This window comes from Pedobacter yonginensis (assembly GCF_003173595.1).
Classification (GTDB): domain Bacteria; phylum Bacteroidota; class Bacteroidia; order Sphingobacteriales; family Sphingobacteriaceae; genus Pedobacter; species Pedobacter yonginense.
Map to the genome: position 1 here is coordinate 476,079 of NZ_QGNZ01000003.1, position 20,447 is coordinate 496,525.

12 protein-coding genes are annotated in these 20,447 nt (G+C 38.0%); all 12 read right to left on the reverse strand.

Annotation, left to right across the window (positions count from 1 at the left end):
• Window positions 1–48: 48 nt before the first annotated feature.
• Window positions 49–1,110 carry a FecR family protein gene (locus DHW03_RS13730; protein ID WP_109926399.1) on the reverse strand — a complete coding sequence of 354 codons (1,062 nt, stop codon included), beginning with the start codon at window positions 1,108–1,110 and terminating at the stop codon, window positions 49–51.
• Between the two features lie 393 nt (window positions 1,111–1,503).
• Complete coding sequence (locus DHW03_RS13735) at window positions 1,504–2,058, reverse strand: RNA polymerase sigma factor (protein ID WP_109926400.1); 555 nt, start codon at window positions 2,056–2,058, stop codon at window positions 1,504–1,506.
• 304 nt (window positions 2,059–2,362) lie between these two features.
• Window positions 2,363–4,249 (reverse strand): alpha-amylase family glycosyl hydrolase, encoded by a 1,887-nt coding sequence (locus DHW03_RS13740; RefSeq protein ID WP_109926401.1) that lies wholly within the window; start codon window positions 4,247–4,249, stop codon window positions 2,363–2,365.
• A gap of 209 nt (window positions 4,250–4,458) precedes the next feature.
• Window positions 4,459–5,835: an MFS transporter gene (locus DHW03_RS13745; RefSeq protein WP_109926402.1), complete on the reverse strand. Its 1,377-nt coding sequence runs from the start codon at window positions 5,833–5,835 to the stop codon at window positions 4,459–4,461.
• A 104-nt stretch (window positions 5,836–5,939) separates the two neighbouring features.
• A complete protein-coding gene (locus DHW03_RS13750; RefSeq protein WP_240618539.1) occupies window positions 5,940–7,808 on the reverse strand; it encodes an alpha-amylase family protein in 1,869 nt (622 codons plus the stop codon).
• The gene (locus DHW03_RS13755) at window positions 7,805–10,123 is read right to left on the reverse strand and encodes a glycoside hydrolase family 65 protein (protein WP_109926403.1); all 2,319 of its coding nucleotides are present in this window, start codon (window positions 10,121–10,123) and stop codon (window positions 7,805–7,807) included. The genes DHW03_RS13750 and DHW03_RS13755 overlap by 4 nt, the downstream gene beginning before the upstream one ends.
• A gap of 75 nt (window positions 10,124–10,198) precedes the next feature.
• Window positions 10,199–10,882 carry a beta-phosphoglucomutase gene (gene pgmB, locus DHW03_RS13760; RefSeq protein WP_109926404.1) on the reverse strand — a complete coding sequence of 228 codons (684 nt, stop codon included), beginning with the start codon at window positions 10,880–10,882 and terminating at the stop codon, window positions 10,199–10,201.
• Between the two features lie 48 nt (window positions 10,883–10,930).
• Complete coding sequence (locus tag DHW03_RS13765) at window positions 10,931–12,847, reverse strand: glycoside hydrolase family 13 protein (RefSeq protein ID WP_109926405.1); 1,917 nt, start codon at window positions 12,845–12,847, stop codon at window positions 10,931–10,933.
• Between the two features lie 63 nt (window positions 12,848–12,910).
• Entirely contained in the window at window positions 12,911–13,945 is a 1,035-nt protein-coding gene (locus DHW03_RS13770; protein ID WP_109926406.1) for a SusE domain-containing protein, read from the reverse strand.
• A 19-nt stretch (window positions 13,946–13,964) separates the two neighbouring features.
• Window positions 13,965–15,635 (reverse strand): RagB/SusD family nutrient uptake outer membrane protein, encoded by a 1,671-nt coding sequence (locus DHW03_RS13775; RefSeq protein WP_240618540.1) that lies wholly within the window; start codon window positions 15,633–15,635, stop codon window positions 13,965–13,967.
• A 12-nt stretch (window positions 15,636–15,647) separates the two neighbouring features.
• Window positions 15,648–18,614: a SusC/RagA family TonB-linked outer membrane protein gene (locus tag DHW03_RS13780; protein ID WP_109926407.1), complete on the reverse strand. Its 2,967-nt coding sequence runs from the start codon at window positions 18,612–18,614 to the stop codon at window positions 15,648–15,650.
• A 422-nt stretch (window positions 18,615–19,036) separates the two neighbouring features.
• Entirely contained in the window at window positions 19,037–20,062 is a 1,026-nt protein-coding gene (locus DHW03_RS13785) for a LacI family DNA-binding transcriptional regulator (protein ID WP_109926408.1), read from the reverse strand.
• Window positions 20,063–20,447: the final 385 nt, after the last annotated feature.

The window sequence follows — 20,447 nt, forward strand, 5'->3', positions numbered from 1 at the left end:
AAAGAAGAAATCATTAGGGTGGTGCTCCAACACCACCCTTTTTTATGCTTACTTTGAGATGATTACTTGGTTTCCTTTTATCTCATATTTAAAATATTCTACATCTTGTAAAGCTTTTAGGGCTTGATCTATCGTTTCTCGGCTAAATGTGGCGGTAAAGCGGTATTTCTCTATATCTGGGTTCGTAAATGTGATTTCAACATTGTACCATTTTTCTAAAATCCCTTTAATCTCATCAAAATCCTGATCGTAAATTTCGATGCGGTTTTGTGTCCATGCGGTTTCTACAATGGTACTGTCTTTAATTAAGGTATAATGGTTTATAGTAATTTCTGGATGCGCCGGCACGGGCTTTAAAATCTTTTCCTTGGCTTCAGGGGCAAGCTCTTTATAGAAGGTAACTTTCTGACTTGGCTTTAAAGTGATCGTTCCGCCGTTGCCGTTTATGGCCTCCATTGTAATTAAACCTCTAATTAAGGTGGCTTCTGAAGTAATTTCGTCAGGGTATGCTTTAACATTGAAGGCGGTGCCTAAAACATTGATGTTAAAATCGTGCGTATGTACTTTAAATGGCTTGTTTTTATTGTGAACGACATCAAAATAAGCTTCTCCTTTTAAGGTTACTTCGCGAAGCTTATCGTTAAATTCTTTGCCTATAGCTAATGAACTCTTTGCATTTAACAAAACGGTTGTGCCATCAGGAAGCATAATTTTTTTCCGTTCGCCGCTTTTTGTTGTAAATACCTTTGCCTGAACATTTTCTCTTGCTTTTTGGAGGCTGTAATTGCGGTAAACCAAACCTGCACAGGCCATAAGCAATAGTACGCCGGCTATTTTTAGCCATGTAAAATTTCGTTGCAGCTTGATGGTTTTTGTTGGCAAATCGAAACTTTCTTTAAATGTTTCTAATTGATTGTTTAATGGTCGTTTATTCCCGCTTAAAATAACGTAGAGCCTTTTGGCTTCAGCGATAACTGTTGTTTGCTCTGGATGAGCCTTAATGTATTTTTCCCAATACTCTGAGCACAGCCTATCGGTTCCAGCACAATAGAGCTGGAAAGTGTTATCTACAAGAAAATCTTCTGCATCAAACCGACTTCTATCAATCATTATTACTTGTCTTTTATATAACAGTGCCCAAAAACTTTACTTTTTCCTAAGGAAAACTTAACTTTTTTTTAATACAGATAAATATGATGAGCTCATGTTGGTTTATAGGATGAATTTTGAGCATTGATTAGGGCGTTTTAACACGCTGTACGCTATATCTTTTTGGCAGAAAAAGCCAAAAAGGATGCCGCTTCCATCGTTAACGCAACCCACCCCTGTTCTTAAACCGGATTGAACGGAAAGCCCCAATATTTCATTGGGCTTGGAGGAAAAGCAGGGCTTCAATTGCCAAGTATTACTGAACGTACATTTCCAAAAAATCAATTTTGAACTCTATTCAGGTTTTAAAAGCCCTGTCGTTTCGACGAATTTTCGCCTGCATGATCATTAAATTTATGCTTTAAGCTCTTTTCTCAAAATCTTGAGTGCATCGTAAATGGTATTGTATGCCGTTTTGATGGTTTGACTGGTTTGCTCTGCAATTTGCTCGTAACTTAATCCATCAAAGAATTTTAGATGAATGAGCTGCTTTTGTCGGAAAGTTAATTTTTCTAGCGCATTTTTTAATTGATAACGAACGAGTTCGTCGCTTTGCACTTTTACGATAAATTCTTCGTAACTCATTTCCATCCAATCGCCTTCCGAACCGGCATTGCATAGTGCATCGTTTATTTTGCGTTTACGCTCTAAAATTCGAAGTAGTTTTCGTTTTAGAAATGTGCGCAGATAGGCTTCAACATGATCTACCCGACTTAAGCTTTCGTGCTTTTCCCAAATGGTGGTGAACACCAGATCGGTTGCTTCGCTTGCGATATCAGCATCGGCACAAACCCGAATCCCGAAGTTTACCAGTGGATAGTAAAGTGCTTTGTATAAATCAAAAAAGGCATCTCTATCGCCAACGCGTAATCGTTCCCATAATAAGTGATGCACCAGTTTGTTATCCATAGGTTGATAGTTGAAACAATATTAACTAAAAACATCAAGAATTTACAAGATCTATTTTAGATTGAGTGATTTCTTTTTGGGATGGGGCTGTGTTGATATTTTTAACCCCCGTAGGTACCTAACATAAGGAAAAGAGATTTCATCGTTGCGAACAACCATTATTTTGAACCATCTAAGGCCTCCAAGATAGGCCAAAGTGATTTTATCTATGCAAACCGAAATAATGCTAAAATTGCTAAGGAATATAAAAACAAAAAGGCAATTTCCATGAACGGAAATTGCCTTCTTTTGATGCACCTTGAATTTATTTCAATGCTGTTTTACTAAAAATATGGTATTCGCCTGGTGCTAAAACTCCGGTGTAGGTTGTACCAGATAAATTAATGGAACTTCCAACGGCATCAAGCCAAGCTCCTGATGTTCCAAAATCGACATTTGCCGTTTGACTTACTACATCGAAATTGCCTACAACCACTACCGTATTTGTGCCTTCTACCAGTTTGATATATTTAACGCCACCTGTTAAATTATAAGTGGAATTGGTAGAATTGAAAATGCTATTGTTCTTTTTAAGCTTAATAAATTTGGCGTAAGCATCATACAATGCTTTGCGATTTGGATCGGTATAATAATCCCATTTAATCGGCTTTACACCCGTTCTATCGTTAAAATCTATTGATATATCGTAACCAACTTCTCCAAATTGCCATACCATTTTAGGGCCTGGTATGCTGAATAAAAAAGCTGCTGCAAGCTCTTCTCTTTTTAAAGATGTTGGCAAATTGCCTTTAACGGCATAGGTTCCCGAAATGTTTCCAAAAGTGATGTTCTTGTAATTCAAGCGCTCTTCATCATGACTTTCGCCATAAGTAACCAAGTTTTCTGATTTTGTAAAGCCATGTTTTGCGTAAAAACCCCAAGAAAAATCTGAATTGCCTAACCAACCCATGGTGGCCTCGTTCATGTTGTAATTCAAATTGTTCCACATCATCATGCCTTCATCGGCTAAGGCCTTCTCTTCGGTTTCTTCTGCGAAGTGCTCTAAAATCACATAAAAGTTGTTTGGATCGATACTTTTGATGAAACTATTGTACTCTTTCCAAATGGCTACCCTACCGGCATCGTAAAGTCTGAACTGTGCATCGGCTGTTGATGATTTTTGCGTAAAACCTTTTGATAAATCAAATCTGAAACCATCAATTTTATATTGTTGCATCCAAAATTTCATCACATTTTTAGCGAAATATTTTGTTGCTGCACTTTCATGGTTAAAATCGTAACCTACATTGAATGGGTGCTTTGGATCTATGTTAAACCAAGGACTTGAACCAGTTGGTTTAGCACCATCAAAATAAAGTTGTACCATTGGCGATTGACCGAAAGAATGGTTTAATACCATATCCATGATTACCGCAATACCTCTACCATGGCACTCATCTATAAAGTTTTGTAAGGCTGTTTTGGTTCCGTAATATTTATCCGGTGCGAAATAAAACGATGGATTATAGCCCCAGCTTAAATTTCCTTCAAATTCGTTAACCGGCATTAACTCGATGGCATTGATACCTAAACTCACCAAATAATCTAGTTTGGTTAAGGTTGATGCATAACTGTGCTCCGTGGTAAAATCGCGAATCAAGAGCTCATAAATTACCAGATTATTTTTTTCTGGTCGTACAAATCCTGAGTTTTTCCAAGAATATACCGGCTGGTTGGCTTGCATTACACTTACAATACCTGTTGTTTTACCTGCCGGATATGCTTTTAAGTTTGGATAGGTTGCGGTAGTGATGTACTGATCGTTTGCGGGATCGAGAACTTTTTCGCTATAAGGATCGGCTACTTTCAAGCTGCCATCAACCAGAAACTGATAAGCATACTCGGTATTGGGATTTAAATTATCAATTTGAACCCACCAAGTGTTTCCATCGGAAGTTTTCTTCATTACAGAAGCTGAAGCTGACCAATCATTAAACTCGCCGATTAGGGAAACCGATGTTTTGCCCGGTGCATACAGGGTTACGATTGCAGATGTTCCGTTATTGATAAAAGCTACGCCATCTTTAGCACCAGCTGGTAAATCGGTATTAACGGGCGTTACCGGATCTACAATTACATCACCTGAACCAGCCTTTTTACAAGCCAGGTTGAAGGTGATTAATAATGCGATTAAATAAATAATTTTTTTCATGAGGGAATTAGGGAGTGAGTGAATTATTGAATTAATGAATGAGGGATTTAGTGAATTATTGAATGAAGGAATTAATGAATTATTGAATGAAGGATTTAGTGAATTATTGAGTGAAGGATTTAGTGAATGGGGGATGAAAATATTGGACAAGAGTTGAGCATTTAGAGGTGTATTACAGCTCTATTTATAATTTTTTCTTGTGTTAAATGTTATACGGAACGGCCTTCTTCTACTTCTAACTTTGCGGTTAAAACGGCATCATCTTTTTTGCTTTCTTTAATAAAAACGTAGCAAATTATGGCCGCTATAATCATTAAGCCACCACCAAGCTGTACGGCCAATAGCCTATCATTGTTTAAAACGTTTTTCATTAACCAACCAAAACCTAGCGAGGCAATAATTTCTGGCAGTACAATAAAGAAATTGAAGATACCCATGTAAATACCGATTTTTCCTTTGGGTAATGAGCCGCTTAACATGGCATAGGGCATTGATAGAATACTTGCCCAAGCAATACCCACACCCGTCATACACAAATACAGCATGTTTTTATCGTGTACCCAAGCCACACTGATTAAACCAATTGCACCACAAATTAAACATAGCGCATGGGTAGTTTTACGACCAAGTGCATCGGCAATTTTTGGCAATACTAAGGCAAAAAGAAAGGTGATTACACTGTAGTAGGCTAAAGTTAAGCTTCCGAAATCGGCCCCTTGTGCATAAACAGGGTCGGCTGCATCTTTACCACCGAAAACGTTTACGGCAACCGCAGTGGTATAATAAAACCACATTAAAAATAAACCTGGCCAGGTAAAAAACTGCACTAAAGAAACAATTTGCATGCGCTTAGGCATATTTCTTAAAGCACTGAAAATCTCTCTCACTCCTCCGCCAAATCCTTTATTGCTTTCTAGAACTTTTTCTTTGAAATCTACATCTTGTGGAGGATATTCTTTGGTGGTTAAAACCGTCCACAATACAGCTGCGAAAAAGAAAAATGCCCCAATGTAAAAAGAGAACTTTACGTTTTCTGGTATGCTTCCCTGTTCTGCGGTATTATTTAAATCAAAAACGTTTTTCATTAACCAGGGTAAGGCCGATGCCACGCTGCCGCCCAAACCTATCATCATGCTTTGCATAATAAAACCGCGATTAACCTGACTATCTGGTAATTTATCGGTAACAAAAGCACGGAAGGGTTCCATGGCAATGTTTCCAAAAACATCCAAAATCCAAAGTAGTCCTGCGGCCATCCACAGTACACTGCTATGCGGCATAAAAATTAGGGCAATACTGCTTACCACGGCACCTACCATAAAATAGGGTCTTCTTCTCCCCCATTTTGGGTGCCAGGTACGATCGCTCAAATAACCGATAATGGGCTGAACCAACAATCCGGTTAGGGGGGCTGCTAAAAACAATAATGGCACTTGATCTGGATTTGCACCTAAATTTTCGTAAATCCGGCCCATGTTGGCACGCTGCAAATCCCACCCAAACTGGATCCCGAAAAAACCCACACTCATATTAATAATTTGTGTTAGGGTTAATTTTGGATTTTCGAATATTGTTTTTAAAGTCATTATTTATGGTTATTTAGGATGATGAACGCTGAATTTTATGCCATACAAGCCTTGTAAAATCTTGTTTGGTTGGTTAGTACATCTAGCGCCCAGTTTTAGGCTTGTTAAAATTCTATCACTTGGGCAGAAACAGGGCTTAGTTTTACCGGAATGCTCATTCCTGCTGGAATATTTAATTTTATATCGGTTAGTAAATCGGTAACAGGCGATGATGATTTTACCTTTAAAATTTCATCTGGTATTTCGATGTTGGCTTCGAGCGTTTGCGCTCGATCGAAATTTACCACAATAAGCAATCGTTGCTTGCCTGTGTAACGAATAAAGGCATACATTCGGTTATTCATGTTTCCGGTGTGCGGAACTTCGTAAATTTCACCATGCAATACGGCATCGCTTTGCGTGGTTACTTTTAGCAATTGTTGATAATAGGCCCTTAAATTTTGCTGTGCGTCATTTAATTTCTGACCATCAAACAAGCCATTATTCATCCACTTTTGATGCGACGGAATGCCCCAATAATCGAAAATAGTGGTTCGGTTGTCATCTCCTCCATAGCCTTCGGCACCTCTGCCCTGCTCGCCAACTTCTTGTCCGAAGTAGATCATCACCGGGCCTGCTCCTAACGTTGCAGAAACAACCATTGCAGGTAAAGCCAATTCTGGTTTTCCTGCAAATCCTGCTGAAGCAATGCGCTCCTCATCGTGGTTTTCCAGAAAGCGTAACATGTGATCGCCAAAACCCGCACTTTCCTTTTGCCAAACGTATTTAATTGAGGCTACATCTGCAGTTGGTTCATTTCTAATTAGTTTTTTAAGCCCATCGTATAAACCCACTTTGTCATACAAATAATCGAATTTCCCTTCAGTTAAATATTGACGGTAAACTTCAGGATTATAGGCTTCTCCAATGAAGATAATATCGGCATTTACCGCTTTTACTTGCGGAATTACCCAATTCCAAAAGGCAATGGGCACCATTTCTGCCATATCACACCTAAAACCATCTACATCCTTTTTTGCCCAAAATATCAAAATATCCCGCATTTTTGTCCAAACTGGTGGGATTGGATCAAAGTATTGCTTTTCTCCATTTTGGTAATCTACACCATAATTTAACTTGATGGTTTCGTACCAATCTTCATATTTTGGTTGTGCCGCAAAAACATTGTTTCCGGTTGCCTTAGCTGGATTTTCATCAAATAAACCATCCTGCAAAGCAGATATTGGTGTTTTTTTCGGCTCATGCTGTGGGACTAAAAATTTCTGTCCTGGGATGTAATAAAAATCATTTTGCACACTGAAAGTTTTCGTTACATCGTCTTTTTCTCCAAAATCGATTACATTTTTAGGTTTTGCATAAGAATGATAACTTCTGGCTACGTGGTTTGGGATGAAATCGATAATCACTTTAAGATCTTTTTTATGCGTTCTCTTAACCAGTGCTTCGAACTCTTTCATCCGGTTTTTTACGTCCACCGCTAAATCTGGATCAACATCATAATAATCGCGAACGGCATAGGGCGACCCTGCTCTACCTTTTACCACATCGGCATCATCAACCTTAATTCCGTACTTAGAATAATCGGTTAAGCTTGCATGGGCCAAAGCGCCTGTGTACCAAACATAATTTACATGGAGTTCTTTTAAACCATCAAGTGCTTTGTCCGTTATATCGTTAAACTTACCTGAACCATTTTGTTCGATGGTTCCGTAAGGGATGTTGGTGTTATTTTTATTGCCGAATAAACGGGGTAATAATTGGTAAATAACGATTTTTTTATCGTTCATTTTTGTACTGTTTTTTTGTGCGAAAGATGGTAGTGAAAGCATCGTAAAGGTAAGTAAAAGCGATAGTGCCCTATTGTTAAACCCTATATTTGGGAACAAGTTTGATGCTTGACCAACTTTTTTGCCAATTAAAGATTTTAGTTCGAAGCCCATTACTTTAGCCTTTACACCTTTTACTTTTCTCATACTAAGGCTGCGTTATCTACTTCAATTTCAGCGTTTCCAGCCAATTTGTATTGTTGATTTCTGATGCCAATTTCTAGATCTAAATCTGCACGATTTTGAATGCTGATGCCGTTTTCTGTTATCCTGATTTTTAAGGTTGCACCTCTAAATCCGATTGTGAACGAAAATGATTTCCATTTTTCTGGCAGGAATGGGTTAAATTGTAATTTACCATCGCGAACTCGCATTCCAGCAAAGCCTTCTACAACGCTCATCCAAGTACCTGCCATAGACGTGATGTGTAGACCGTCTTCAGTATCATTGTTGTAATCGTCTAAATCTAAGCGGGCGGTGCGGAGGTAAAACTCGTATGCACGTGCTTCATCATTCAATTTGGCGGCTAAAATACTGTGCACACATGGCGATAAAGAACTTTCGTGAACAGTGCGGGGTTCATAGAAATCGAAGTTGCGTCTTAATGTGTCTAAATCGTAATCTTCTTCAAAGAAATACAAGCCTTGCAAAACATCGGCCTGTTTTATAAAGCATGAACGCAAAATTCTATCCCAACTCCATTTTTGATTGATTGGTCTTTCGCTGGCTGGCAAATCTTTTACCAAAGTTTGCTCTTTATCCAAATACCCATCTTGTTGTAAGAAAATACCTTTTTCTGCATCTTCAGGGTAATACATGTTTTCGATGATGTGTGCCCAATCTGCAAATTCTTGCTGATCGAAGTTGACGCTTGCTAACAGGCTTTTATATTTTTCTGGCTGTTGACTCTTGACAATTTCTGAGGCTTCTGTTGCATATTTCATGCACCAGATGGCCAAAATATTGGTGTACCAGTTATTATTTACGTTGTTTTCGTATTCGTTTGGTCCGGTTACGCCAAGCATTACGTATTTCTGCTTATCGTCGCTCCAGTTTACGCGTTGTTTCCAAAAACGGGCAATGCCGATTAATACTTCCAATCCGAAATCAGATAAATAAGCTTCATCGCCAGTGTAACGGATATAATTGAAAATTGCAAAGGCAATGGCTCCGTTACGATGAATTTCTTCGAAGGTAATTTCCCACTCGTTATGGCATTCTTCGCCGTTCATGGTTACCATTGGATACAAAGCGGCTCCATTTTTAAAACCTAACTTCTCTGCATTTTCTATGGCTTTTCCCAACTGCTTGTGGCGGTAAACCAATAAATTCTTGCTTACTTCTTGTGGAGCGGTTGCCAAATAAAACGGTACGCAATAGGCTTCTGTATCCCAATAGGTTGAGCCTCCGTATTTTTCGCCTGTAAATCCTTTCGGACCAATATTTAAGCGATCATCTTTACCGGTATAGGTTTGAAAAAGCTGAAAGATATTGAATCGGATGGCTTGCTGAGCCGACACATCGCCTTCAATAATGATGTCGCTTTCTTCCCATTTTGTTGCCCAAGCTTCGGTTTGTTCGGTTAATAAGGTATCAAAACCTTTAGCTGATGCTTTAGCAATTACAGACTTGGTTTCTTTTAAAAGATTTTCCTTTTTATAATTTTCTGAAGATAGATTGGCTGCGATTTTCACCAAAGTGATTTCTTCATTTGCTTTAACCTCTACAGAAAAAATTTGACCTACGAATTTATCTTTACGAGTGGCTTCCGCATTGATGTTGAGTTTTTCATCGTTTTTGTAAATTTCGATGTGGCTACCAGTGCAAACTTCAAACTCGGTTTTCTTTGTTCTGAGTTCAAGGTAAGCTTCATTTCCTGTTATTTCATCAGTTACATGATCCCAAAATTTTTCATCGTAGTTACTGTCTTGATTTTTAACATCACCATCAATAAATGGCATCAATGTTAACTTTCCATCAAAATTTAAAGGTGTAATGCTGTATTGTATGGCGCCAACTTCATCATCAGCTATGCTGCAAAAGCGTGTAGATTTTACTTTTACGGTTTTGCCACTTTTTAACGTAGCGGTGAAGGTACGTTCTAAAATTCCGGCGTGCATATTCAGTACGCGTTTAAAATCGCTTACTTCTGCAGTTGCTAAATCTAAAACTTCGTTATCTAATTTTACTTCTATACCCACCCAATTTGCGGCATTTAACACCTTTGCAAAATATTCTGGATAGCCATTTTTCCACCAGCCCACTCTGGTTTTATCTGGGTAATATACACCTGCAACGTAGTTACCGAGCAGGGTTTCGCCGGTATAAGTTTCTTCAAAATTGGCACGCTGTCCCATACGGCCGTTACCCAAGCTGAATATACTTTCTGAAATTTTATTTAGATGTGGATCAAAGCCTTCTTCGATAATATTCCACTCATCTGCCTTAATGTAATTCTTCATAATTTAGTATCAAGTAATTAGTAGTAAGTTTCAAAACCAGAAGTTTAAAAACTTAAACCTACACCTTAAACTTTTTTATAACTCTTCTAAATCTTTTACTGTTAATTTATCTAATCCACTTACTACCACATCAGCTTCGGTAAGCACACTTTTTTCGCCGATCCCGATGGCTTTCATGCCACCGCGTTTTGCTGCTTCCACGCCTGCAACTGCATCTTCAAAAACGACGCATTGTTCTGGTTGGAAACCTAAAAGTTCGGCTCCTTTTAAAAATACCTCTGGATCTGGTTTGGATTTTGTAACCCTATTTCCATCTACAATTTCATCAAAGAAATGCGCCAGGTTTGTTCTTTCCAAAATAATTCCTGAATTTTTACTGGCTGAACCTAAAGCCAGTTTATACCCAGCTTGATGAATTTCGGTTAAGAAATCGACCGTTCCTGGTAAAACCTCGGCAGGTGTCATTTTGGTAATCATATCCACATACCAGCTATTTTTTAAGGTGGCGAGTGTTTCTTTTTCGGCTTCTGTTTTTTCTACATTACCCCAAGCCAAAATTTTATTTAAGCTTTCTACCCGGCTTACGCCTTTAAGCTGTTCGTTCTGTTCTTCTGTAAAATCGAAGCCCATGGTATTTGCCAAACGTTTCCAAGCTTGATAGTGGTAAACTGCGGTATCTACCAAAACCCCATCAAGATCAAATAAGCATGCCTTAATGGTTGATGTGTTGTTTAATATGTTGGATGTATTTTGTTGCATTGCATTTTTATCAATCCGCTAAGTAAGCTTAAGCGGCAATCGGTAATTTTAATTTAATTCGAGTACTAAAGTTGTTTTTGCTGGAACTTTAAACGCCTTAACATCCATACGCTCGTTAGAAATAACATTTCTGGCTGAGGTGCTATTTTTAATTTGTTCAGCAAAACGATTTGTATTTAAATTTTTGTCTTTCTCTGTGTTGTTTACCACAACCATTACAGTGCCTTTTGCATCTGCGTTGTAACGAAAATAAACATAAATATCATCTTGCGGAACATACTGCATTAACTTTCCGGTTTGCAAGGCCGGGCTATTTTTGCGAAAATTTGCCAAGGTTTTTACGAAATTGAAGGCTTCATTTTCTTTGTTGGTTCTTCCATCTGCTGTGAACTTGTCTTTTTTATCGCCATCCCATCCTCCAGGAAAATCAGAGCGAATTAAACCATCAGGGTTTGAAAAGTTTTTCATCAAAATTTCTGTTCCATAATACATTTGTGGAATACCACGCATGGTTAATAAAAGAGCCATTCCCTCTTTGTATTTATCGAAATCTTCTCCAACCATCGAATAAAAACGACTCATATCATGGTTATCTAAAAAGATGCAGTTTGTATTTGGGTTTTTATAAAGAAAATCGTGTGCCAATGTGGCGTACATTCTGTTTACGCCATCTGTCCAACCGTTTTTACCATTAATGGCCTCGTACATTGCATCTTTCAATGTAGCATCAGTAATGCCTTGAAGGTGCGTATCAAAACCACGGTTTACGGTATTTCCGCCTGTAAAGAAGGCTTGATTGGCTACTGCATTAACTAAAGTTTCGCCAAAAACCGATAAATGTGGAAATTCTGCTTGAAGTTTCAATGCCCAATCCGACATGTAAATGGGGTCGTTGTATGGATAAGTATCTAAGCGTAAACCATCTATGCCTGCATATTCAATCCACCAGATGTGGTTTTGAGTTAAATAGTTTTGAACGTAAGGGTTTGTTTGATTTAAATCGGGCATTGAGGGTACAAACCAACCATCTAACATTTGTTTACGATCTGCGGCGGATGCGTGTGGATCCATAACAGTTTGATCGCGGTAGCTGGTTTGTGTATATGTTGGCCATTGATTTAACCAGTTTTTCATTGGCAAATCTTTATAGAACCAATGTCCGGTACCAATATGGTTGTGTACAATATCTTTAATTACCTTCATGCCTTTTGCATGTACGGTTTCTACATATTTTTTATAGGATTCGTTGGTTCCGTAGCGTGGATCAATTTTATAATGATCGGTTACAGCATAACCATGGTAAGATGCACGAGGCATGTCGTTCTCCACCTCAGGCGTCATCCATACGGTGGTAATCCCCAAATCTTTAAGGTAGTCTAAATGATTAACTACGCCTTGAATATCGCCACCGTGACGATAGTACATACTATCTCGGTTTAAGGCGGTTTCGGTTAAACCTTGTACCACATCGTTACTCTTGTCGCCATTTGAAAAGCGATCGGGCATTAATAAGTAAATGAAATCTTTTTGAGTTACGCCTTGAATTCTGCCTGCGCTTTTATCGCGGTTCTTTAATTCGTAGTTGTAGCTGAATATCTTTTTTCCTTTAGCTGTAAAATTGATTGGGAACGTTCCCGCTTTTACTGCTGTTGAAAGTTCTAAATCTAAAAATAGATAATTCGGATTTTCGACTTTGTTCACCTTAACCAGCTTTACACCTGGGTAAGATAAGGTAACTGTACTGATTGCAATGTTATCGCCATGTACAAGCAATTGCAATTTTGGATTGTGCATGCCTGTGAACCAAAACATGGGTTCGATACGCTCGAATTTTTGAGCAAATGCATCGGCGTTGGCTGCTAATATGAATAAGGAAATTAAAAGGATTTTCTTTGCCTGGCGCAAAGCTGCAGTTTGAGCATTAGGGATGAGCGAGCAAAGTGATGGTGTTGCGGATAAGATCATGCTGAAACTTTTTAAGATTAAAAAGCCCCGTGGTAAAGGATACCACGGGGCAAATAATAAGGATTAGTTTTTAACTATAGTGTAAGTACCACCGGTTACTTTATCTGCTGTTTTTGCAACGGTTAGGGTAATGGTATAGGTTCCTGCACTTGTTACTTTAATGTTATCGCCACCTAAAGTAAGGGTTGCTGCACCACCTAAGTTAACATCCCAAGCATGATTGAAACGGAATTTAAACTCACCAACGCCTAATGTTGTTTTAATGCTATAAACAGTGAATTTTCCATCGTTTACACCTTTCATATCGGTGTCGTTATTCCAGCCACCTAGCGTAGCATCTCCAATGATTGACCACTCTTTTGGCGTACCAAAGGTAATGGTGTTTAGTTTCAAATCAACGGTAACTTGTTTAATAATTGCATCTGGAGATTTTAAGTTATCGCCAGCAGATGAGCTGATTTTTCCTGCACCTGCATCGCCAAAAGCAATATCCCATTTTTTAGCAGGGGTAATTTTAAATTCTAAATTTCCTGGTGTAAATGCAATCATACCCGTGTAAATTCCATTACTCGATAGTGAAATTAAACTATCTGCTGTAGATGGATTCCATCCTTGATATGCACCTGGAGCATAAATCCATGCCGAAGCTAAAAATGGTGTAGCCGTTAATGTTACTACGTTTGAATAGGTTACATCATTTGCCGCTGCGCCCGATTTCAATCTAACTTCTATTTGTGCAGGTTGATTAACCACACCGCCCAAAGCCAAAATCATGTTGTTTACTTCGGTAACGGTTGGCACGTAACTTTTGCTTGTAACCACGATCTCTCTAGGTGTTGCGAAGTTGGTTCCTTTTAATGCAAACTGTAGGGTTGTATTTACTGGAATAACATAACCTGATGAGCTTGCCAAAGGATAACTTAAAGTTAAGGCTGGCGATGCTCCGTTAGCTTGCGCCAAAGTTAATGTTGTGGTTGATGCAGTAAGTGTACCTGCTGCTGCAACGCTAGAAACCGTTCTGGTTTCATCTTTTTTACATGACCAAAGTGACAATGCAATGAAGCATAGTGCTAAGGATTTAATAAATATTGATTTCATATCTTATGAATTATAAAGATTAATAACCTGTATTTTGAACCAAATTTGGATTGGCAATTAAATCTGCCAATGGTAAAGGGTAAAGATTACGGTAAGCAGGTAAGGCAGCACCAGCTTGTGAACCACCTTTGTAAGGCCATAAATAAGTTGATCCTGTAAATTTGCCGAAACGAATTAAATCTGTACGGCGATGACCTTCCCAATACAATTCACGTCCACGCTCATCTAAATAAAAATCAGTTGTTAGCGCTGCTGAACTTACATTTCCTGATGTGTTGCCATAAGCCCTCTGACGTAATGCATTCACATACGTTAAAGCCAATGCAGCACTACCACCTGAACCACCACGAGCAACCGCTTCTCCATAAATTAAATACTGTTCTGCCAAACGGAATAACGCAAAATCTAATGAACTGAACGTTCCATTTAAAGATCTGCCCAATGCACCGGTTGAAGTAACATTTTTGAATTTAGTTACACGTAAACCGTCTGTAAATTCTCCCACGGCATCAACACCTCTTTTTGTTCCGAAAAATACACCACGTTTATCTAAAGTTCCATTTGGATCTGGGAATAAATTTGGAAGGTTTTGACGGGTTCTGTTACCACCCCATCCACCAGATGGAACACCATAGGTTGTTGGGTTCATATCTGCATTGATACCTGCATTAATTAAGAAAGTTGTACCACCATAATTGGTTCCATTGATACCATCGTAGTTGATGGTTAAAATGTTTTCGGTATTGTTTACTTCGTTATCTGCTTTAAAAAGATCCATATAGTTTGCTTTTAGAGCATAACTAGAAGCAATAACTTTACTCGAATAGGTAATGGCTTCAGTATATTTTGCAGTACCTGTATAAACTTGTGCGTTCAAATACAATCTGGCTAACAATGCCCAATCTGCACCTTTATCGGCACGGCCATACTCATTTGTACGAGGCTCTGCTAAATCACCTTCAATGGCTTTCAATTCAGATTCGATATAAGTAAAAAGTGCTGCTCTTTGAATTTGTTTTGGGTTTACTTTACCAATTGCATCATCTTCAGTAACAAATGGTGGATTACCGAAAGCATCTAACAATACCCAATATTGAAAAGCGCGTAAAAAACGAGCTTCTGCACGGTAACGGGTTATGGCTGTTGCATCTGCGCCTGTAATGTTTCTGCTCGCTAACTTCTCTGGCGTGCTTTCGCGTAAAAATTCGTTAGCAAAGGTAATTTGAAGAATACTTCTTGAGTATAATCCACGTAGAAATTGATTGTCTGGCGTTGGCGTTCCGTAATCCAATTCTGGAATACCTACGTCTCCCCAAGCACAAATGGCTTCATCAGTTACCAATTCTTGAGATGTCCAGAACAATCTGAAGAAATCGGCAAAACCTGAGTTTAACCCACCAACATCACTCACGTCTGATCCAGAAGGACTGGTAAGCGCATAAGTGGCATATAACTTTACCAAGCTGTTTTTGTAACCCACTGGCGTTGCATAAACTGTAGCCGAGGTTACATCATTTGTTGGTGTTAAGTTAAATGATTCTTTTTTGCATGAATTTAGCGACAGCAGGACCATGCCTGATGCCAACATTATTTTAAATGAATTTTTCATTTTGATATTTTTTCTTTGATCGTTTTCGATTACTATCCCATTCGTAACGGCCTTTGAAGGCTGTGAGTTGATTGTTTTCATCGATATTAATTATTAAAAACCAACATTTAAACCCAAAGTATATGTTCTCGGACGAGGGTACAAATTGTAGTCGATACCTGAAACAGATTCAGGATCAATTCCTTTGTACTTAGATACGACAAATACGTTTTGACAGTTTGCAGAAATGCGCATTGACATGTTACCGTTTTTAGATAGTTTACCTACGTTATAAGATAAACCTGCATTATCCATTTTCAAGAACGATGCATTTCTGATGTAGTAATCACTCAAATACTGCACACCTGATGAACCAGAGAAATTGGTATTGTATAAATCTGATGTAGAGTTATTTAAAATACCTTGTGTACTTAATACGTTATTTCTTACACCGAAGTTTGATGAAATGTTATCGTAAATATAGTTTCCAATGTTTGCTCTTAATACAGTGCTTGCAGTCCATCTTTTATAGGTGAAAGAGGTGTTAAAGCCTAAGGTTACTACAGGATCTGGTGATTTATAGAAATATTGATCCGCCGCTGAAACTGAACCATCTCCATTCAAATCTTGATAAACACCTTCTAATGGTTTACCATCAGCGTTGTAAACTTGTTTATACACAAAGAAAGAACCTGGTAACTGATTTACTGCATTGTATTTTAAGTGAATTCCTGTACCACCTGTAATGTCACCTGCATCAATTTTGAAATCCGAATTAGGATTTAAAGTTAAATTGGTTACTTTTCTTTTGTTGTAAGCACCGTTTACGCCAATTTCCCAAGTTGTATTTTCGGTTTGGATGGCAACATAATTTAAACTTACCTCTGCACCTCTAACTTCCATGTTACCCACGTTGGTTACCAACTCGTTACTAAAGTTCGTTCCTACTGGAATGGTAACTTTGCTTAATAAATCTTTGGTTTTTTTGTAATACACATCAATACTACCGTATAATCTGCCTTTTAAAAATCCGTAATCTAAACCAGCATTATAGGTTGTGGTTGTTTCCCATTTCAAATCTGGGTCGTAACCCGCAGGACTGTAATAATTATAAAAGGTATTGCCTACCTGATACTGGCCGTTGTTGGTATTTGCGTAGTATTTAGCTAAGTAATTGTAGTTACCGATATCAGCCCCATCTTTATTACCCGTTTCACCGTAAGTTAATCTCAATTTCAAATCAGAAAGCACTTTACTATCCTTTAGGAAATCTTCGCCAATTACTCTCCAAGTTAAACCAACTGATGGGAAATAACCCCAACGATTACCTTCAGCAAACTTTGAAGAAGCATCTGCCCTCATTGTTCCCGAAAGGATATATTTGTCAGCTAAGGTGTAATTTAAACGACCATAGTAAGAAAGCAATTTATTTCGCTCAACAGATAGTGGGAAAACAGGAGTCGTTTGTAAAACGCCTGTTCCTCTGTAGGTTGCAAAGTTATAGTTTGTTTGTGAAACATCATAATAACCATAACCACCTGTTACATCGAACCTACTTTTGCCAATTGTTTTTGCATAAGATAAATACGCCTCAGAAAACTTATCCATTTCGGTGTTTAATCTTCTAGAGAAAGAACCTTCTGTTGAAAAGCTTTGTGCTGCGAAAGTTGGAACAATTGTACGCCCGTAACCTTTAGAATAATCGTAACCCACATTAACCACCGCATGTAACTCTGGCAAGAAGTGGAAAGAGTAATCTAATTTAGCATTACCAAAACTTCTTGCAGCATTACCATGGTTATCTTGCTGTCTGATTAACGCAACCGGGTTACGTGGTGCATTTGGATTTGGTACACCTGCAGATGTAATCCATTCGAAATAATTTCCGAATTTATTGGTTGCATATACAGGTTGAGTTGGATCGAACTGAATGGCCGAACCAATTGCGCCATCATTTGGATATTGAGAATCGGTTAAAGATCCTTTTAAATTTAACTCAATTTTTAAGTGATCTTGGAATAATTTAGGAGAAATGGAGAATGAACCAGTAGCTCTTTTTAATTTACTGCTAATCACAACACCGTCTTGATCTAAATAACCTCCAGAAACACGATAAGGAACGCCCTTGAACGAACCAGAGATGCTTAAGTTATTATCAGTAGAGAATGCATTTTGATAAATTTCATCTTGCCAATCGGTGTTTGCTGTACCTAGTAAAGCTTTTTGAGCGGCATTACCATTTGCGTTCACAAAAGCACGAACTTGATCTGCCGAAAGCACATCAACTTTTTTAGCAACCGTTGCGATAGAGTTGTTTGTACTGAAGTTGATTACTGGCGCGCCAGAACTTCCCTTTTTAGTGGTAATCAAAATTACACCATTTGAAGCTCTTGAACCGTAAATGGCTGTTGCGTTTGCATCTTTCAATACCGTAAACGTTTCAATATCATTAGGGTTAATTAATGAAAGTGGACTTGGTGCATTACCAATGCTGTTGCCACTGAAAGGCACTCCATCCACTACGATTAGCGGATCGTTACTTGCGTTTAATGATGCACCACCACGAATTCGAATTGTGCTACCACCTCCAGGTGCTCCACCACCTGTAATGATGTTAACCCCAGCAACTTTACCTTGAATTAATTGTTCAGGTGTTGTAATGGTACCTTTTTGGAAATCTTTTGAATTTACTGTTGTGATGGAACCAGTTAGGTTTTTCTTTTCTGCCGTACCGTAACCAATTACAACAACTTCGTTAAGTTTTTGTGCATCGGGCACCAATTGGAAATTAACGGTTGCGTTTGCCGTTACGCTAACGGGCTTGCTTAAAGTTTGATAACCGATAAAGCTTGCAGCTAAAGTAACTGAACCATCAGCTAAACCTGCAATTTTAAAGTTACCATTTACATCAGTTGATGTACTTCTGGTTGTTCCTTGTACAACAACGGAAGCACCAGGTAAAGGTTGGCCAGTTTCATCAAGCACTTTACCAGATACTGATCCGGTTTGTGCTTTTACGATTAATGCTGCAAAAACTAACAGCACTAGAAGCCCCTGTTTTAACAGGTAAAATACTTTCATATTAGAGACTCTTTTAGGGATAAAAATTTGGTTAAATATTATAGTGATTTACACATAGGCCTAATTTACAGCACTTAATGAGATTTCAAAATATTTTTAAAAAATATATTTTTGGGCAAAACTTGTGGCTATATTTTATCTAAGTTTTACGCCGTTTATTGTATCATCAAAATCTCATAATAAAGAATTTTAAAATTTAATTTACTGATAATCAATTAATTAAAAATATAAAAATTTTATTTAGAGTGTAATTTTTACACTAAGTCATTTTTAACCGTTTTTTCGGGAACGTTCCCGAAAAAAACGAACCAAAATTGAACCTCTTTTCGGGAACGTTCCCGAAAATCGAACGAAATTCTGCGTATTTTACACTAAGTGAAGATTTTTTTTGAATTTTTTTGGGCAAAAAACCTGTGAAATTTTTAAGGCTTTTTGGGGTGTTTTGAGGTGGAATTTCTCATGATAATTTTCGACTCCAAAACGATTTCTCGAGGTAGATTTTTATCCGCATGGTCGTCTAAAATTGTAAACAATAATTTGGCTGCTTCCTCCCCAATCTCAATTGCTGGCTGGGTTATGGTTGTTAAAGATGGGTTTAGTAATGGAGCAATTTCCAAACTCGAAAAACTGATTACTTTCAAGTCATTCGGGATGCTGATATTCAAATCGTAACTAGCATAATAAGTGGCAAAGGCCAAACGCTCTACAGATGTAAAAACGCCATCGGGCTTTAAATCGATAAGTGCATTTTTGATAATTACGCTGTTTTCTTCATAACTGTTGCTACAATCAACAATAAGACTCTCTTCGAAAGGGATTTTGTGCTTGGCCAATGCATCGATATAACCTTGCATCCTCGTTTTACCAATAGATAGACTTTTGTTTACCACCAAATACGCTATTCGCTTGCATCCTTGTTCAATTAAATGCTCGGTTGCTAAAAAACTACTGTTATAATCGTTGGTGATTACCCTTGGTGTTTCTATATCTTCATAAATCCTATCAAAGAAAACCAATGGTAAGCGCTTAGCGCCAAATTTATTTAGGTAGTTGTGGTCGTTAGCTTCTCCAGAAACGGACATGATGATTCCATCTGCCCTACCATTGTGCAAATGGCGAATAAACGTGACTTCTTTGGTGTAGTCATCATCCGTAACGTAAATTAAGATGTGATAGCCATTTTCTCTGGCCACCCGCTCTATACCGTGAATGGCTTGCGAGAAATAATTGTTAGCCAACTCCGGCACGATAACGGCAATTGTTTTGCTTTTTTGTTCTCTTAAATTGCTGGCGTAATGGTTTGGTTGGTAGTTAAGTTCCTTTGCTTTGGCTAATATGCGTTCTTTAGTAGCAACACTAATGTCGCTATTATCTCTAAAGGCTCTAGAAATAGTAGATGTAGATAAATTTAACGCTTCTGCTAATTTCTTAATATTAATACTGTCCATTTTGGATACTCAACCTTTTTGTTTGAAATTACGCCGTAAATATAAACTATAAAATTTCTAATAAAAGTTTCTATTTGCTTATTCGCATTATGACTGGCAATCCCTCTGGTTATTACAACATTGCAAAATATTTTTTTTTTAAAACAAAAAGGGCTAAAACTGTATTAAATACTTATTGTAACCTGAGTTCGGTTTAAGTCTTAAAGGAGAAAGAACACAGCCATTAAACATCCATTAAGATGCAGAAGTGAATTCAGCACGACGCACGGATTATAAAAATTGTTGGAAGGCCTTGTCTAAAAGATGTTTTGGTTGGCCCGAGCTCATGTTATTATAATATACTTTAATCATATTTGTTCCCGATATGGTAAACTTCTAGGACTAC